The 2,923-nt window shown below is 47.1% G+C and carries 2 protein-coding genes; both read left to right on the top strand.

Translation table 11 applies throughout. From position 1 onward, the window contains the following. The first annotated feature begins 226 nt into the window (after positions 1–226). The gene (locus tag FH749_14870; protein MTI96732.1) at positions 227–1,363 is read left to right on the top strand and encodes a glycerate kinase; all 1,137 of its coding nucleotides are present in this window, start codon (positions 227–229) and stop codon (positions 1,361–1,363) included. 33 nt (positions 1,364–1,396) lie between these two features. Further along, positions 1,397–2,764 carry a GntP family permease gene (locus FH749_14865; GenBank protein ID MTI96731.1) on the top strand — a complete coding sequence of 456 codons (1,368 nt, stop codon included), beginning with the start codon at positions 1,397–1,399 and terminating at the stop codon, positions 2,762–2,764. Positions 2,765–2,923: the final 159 nt, after the last annotated feature.

The following is a 2,923-nucleotide window of genomic DNA, read 5'->3' as shown; positions in this document are numbered from 1 at the left end:
ATATGGTGAAGGTAGTTGTCCAGGGAGAATTGCTCTAATTCTCCCTTCCCTTCTGGTCAGCTTGTCCGGCAAATTGCGGACAATTAATAACGTCTACTGAAGGGCATTATGGGTTAGCAGTTACACTATAAGCACAATTTTTTCACAAATATTACCCCTTCTGCACAAAGGCAGTTTAGATCTGATGACAGAAATATTATTCAAAGCTGGAAATGGAGGTTTTTATATGCGTCTTATAATTGCACCCGATTCCTTTAAAGGAACCCTTACTTCCAGGGATGTAATTGAAATAATCGCCGAGGCAGCAAATCGCCACTTTCCTGGGGCAGAGATAATCAAAGTACCAATCGCCGATGGCGGCGAAGGAACCGTAGATTCATTGCTTGCCGCTACAGATGGTGAGCGACGTGAATGCCGTGTCCTAGATCCCCTAGGACGAGAGATTACAGCTAAATATGGCGTGATTAGGGGAGAAACGGCAATCTTTGAAATGGCCCAGGCCTCAGGCCTACCCCTGCTCAGCCCTGAGGAGCAAAACCCACTTAGAACAAGCACTTACGGCACTGGCCAGATGTTGAAGGCAGCCATTGATGAAGGGGTACGGCATTTGATCATCGGCATTGGTGGTAGCGCAACCAACGATGGCGGGATTGGTGCAGCCCGGGCGCTGGGGGTAAAATTCTATGACGCCAATGGAAATGAACTCGGCAATGGCGGTCAAGATTTGGGCCGTATCGCTGAAATAGACATGGATAATCTTGATTCAAGAATTAGTCAGTGCAAAATCACGGTTATTTGCGATGTAAATAATCCTCTCACCGGTCCGGACGGGGCAACAAGAGTCTACGGCCCGCAAAAAGGAGCCTCCGGCCAAGTCTTAGAACAATTAGAAGCGGGCATGGAAAACTATCGCCGTTTGCTGCTAAAACAGCTTGGCACTGATTTTAATCAACAGCCTGGGGCGGGCGCCGCCGGAGGGCTAGGGGCCGCTTTGCTCGGCTTTCTAGGTGCAACCCTTAGACCAGGCACTGAAACCATTCTCGACCTAGTCCGGTTTGATGAATTGCTGAACGAAACCGACTTGGTTATCACCGGCGAAGGGCGTATAGATCGTCAAACCGCTTTTGGCAAAGTGCCCGTAGGCATTGCTCGGCGCTGTCAGAAGAAAAATATTCCCGTTATAGCTATTGGTGGTACAATCAGTGACGATATAGATAACATATATGATTATGGAATAGATGGGGTAGTGACCTGCATCAATCGAGAAATGACTTTGGAAACTGCGATGGCCGATGCCCGGAAACTGCTTGCTGCGGCCGCTGACCGGATGTTTCGCCTAATTAAAGTTGGTGCTAACCTGTAAAGGTTTCACATAAAACTCTAAGGAGGTTAACTGATGTTAGATGGTCCTATTCTTCTCGGAATCTTTCTTGTTGCTATTGCCCTGATTATTTTTCTAACTGCGAAGGTCAAACTACATCCCTTTATCTCTCTCTTGATAGCCGCCTATTTTATCGGCTTCGCTGTCCGGATGGATGTGACAGAAATTGCTACCACAATAACTGGTGGATTCGGCAATATTCTAGCCTATATCGGCATCGTCATTATCCTGGGGACAATCATCGGAACTATTTTGGACAAATCCGGGGCCGCGGTAAAAATGGCGGAAACGGTGCTACGGGTTGTAGGGCGGAAAAAACCCGCGTTAGCGATGTCGATTATTGGCGCCATAGTTTCTATCCCGGTTTTCTGCGACTCGGGATATGTAATCTTGACCCCACTTAGAAAAGCGCTGACCCGTCTAACTAATATTTCACCTGTAACAATGGTTGTTGCATTGGCCACAGGCCTTTATGCAACCCATACTTTAGTTCCTCCTACACCTGGTCCAATCGCTGCTGCTGGCAACCTAGGTCTAGAGGGTGATTTGATTCTGATTATCTTCCTTGGCCTACTTGTCTCCATCCCAGCACTCATAGCCGGTTACATTTATGCTGTTTGGGTTGGCAAAAAGGTGACAACCGAAGAATTGAGTGAAGATGAGGTCGCAGCAACTTACGATGAGATGATCTCAAGTTTTGGCAAGTTACCTAGTGCTACTCTTTCTTTCGCTCCCATTGTCGTTCCCATTTTCCTGATGGCTATGGGTTCGATTGTCAAGTTCCCCAGCTATCCTTTGGGTGAAGCAGGAACTTTCGTCTATAATACCTTCGCATTTTTAGGTACACCGGTAAACGCCCTATTTGTTGGCTTCCTGTTTGCTTTGGCGTTACTGCCTAAATTAAATGAAGAAACCCTCTCGGGTTGGATTGGTGAAGGCATGAAGTCAGCTGCGGTGATTATAATGGTAACCGGTGCTGGTGGTGCCTTAGGCGGAATGTTGTCTGCAACCCCCATCGGAGACTACTTAGGAAGCACGCTTTCCTCGCTCAGCTTAGGAATCTTTCTCCCCTTTATCATCGCTGCCGCTCTAAAAACTGCCCAAGGTTCATCAACTGTCGCCCTTGTAACTACATCGGCGATGATGGCACCTATGCTATCACAGCTGGGATTTGATAGCTTAATGGCCAAAGCCTTAGTGGTTATGGCAATTGGCGCCGGCGCGATGACTGTTTCCCACGCCAATGACAGTTATTTCTGGGTTGTTACAGAGTTTGGTGGCCTAAAGGTTGAAACTGCCTATAAGGCACAGACAATTGCAACCTTAATACAGGGTCTTGTAACCGTAACAGTAGTTGCAATCCTGGCAGTATTCTTTATCTAGTCACTTGGTATACTCTGAAGTTAACCAGAAAAGGGGCTGTCGCAAAACGTTTAATTATTAACGTAGGGCGATAGCTCTTTTCTCTTGTTTTTTGCCACGATTAAGGCTTATCTCCCCAGTTGTGCTCTGTTTTTGGGCATAACAAAACAGGGGAAGGGG

The organism is Bacillota bacterium, assembly GCA_009711825.1.
Taxonomy (GTDB): Bacteria; Bacillota; Proteinivoracia; order UBA4975; family VEMY01; genus VEMY01.
This window is presented reverse-complemented; position numbering and strand designations above follow the sequence as displayed.